Source organism: Arenibacter sp. F20364, assembly GCF_023015905.1.
In the GTDB taxonomy this organism is placed as follows: domain Bacteria; phylum Bacteroidota; class Bacteroidia; order Flavobacteriales; family Flavobacteriaceae; genus Arenibacter.
This window is the reverse complement of the sequence record NZ_JALKBD010000155.1, coordinates 1-442: the sequence shown is the minus strand read 5'-3', so window position 1 is coordinate 442 and position 442 is coordinate 1. Positions and strand designations below refer to the sequence as shown.

1 protein-coding gene is annotated in these 442 nt (G+C 50.7%); it reads right to left on the bottom strand.

Annotation, left to right across the window (positions count from 1 at the left end; all coding sequences use genetic code 11):
• On the bottom strand, positions 1 to 442 hold a 442-nt coding region (locus MWU84_RS24125; protein WP_246906607.1), incomplete at both ends, for a hypothetical protein.

The window sequence follows — 442 nt, the reverse complement described above, 5'->3', positions numbered from 1 at the left end:
GTTATCGTTACCTGGTCGGCGATAGCGGCAAAGCTCGACTTGTCGATCCACTCCACTGTTCCCACTGCATCCGTAACCAATACCTTGTCGTTGCCACCACTTAATATATTTTCTGTCTGAACCGCATTATCCGCCAATTTAGCATTGGTAACCGCATCTGCAGCCAATTCGGTAGTTCCCACGGCTCCGGCCGCTATCTCCAAGGTAACATCTCCCAATAGAGCATTGGCATCACCCCCTACGGTTAGATCCGACGAAGTAATGTTACCATCCCCAGTGATTGCTGTTCCGTCAACTTCCAATGCTCCCGTGGCTACGTTCTGTACCAACCCGCTTCCAGCAACGTCGGAATTGATCTTGGCAGCCGTTACGGCATCATCGGCCAGTTCATTCGCCGTAATTCCGCTTGCAGCTACATCCAATGTATATGGATCAGCATTAG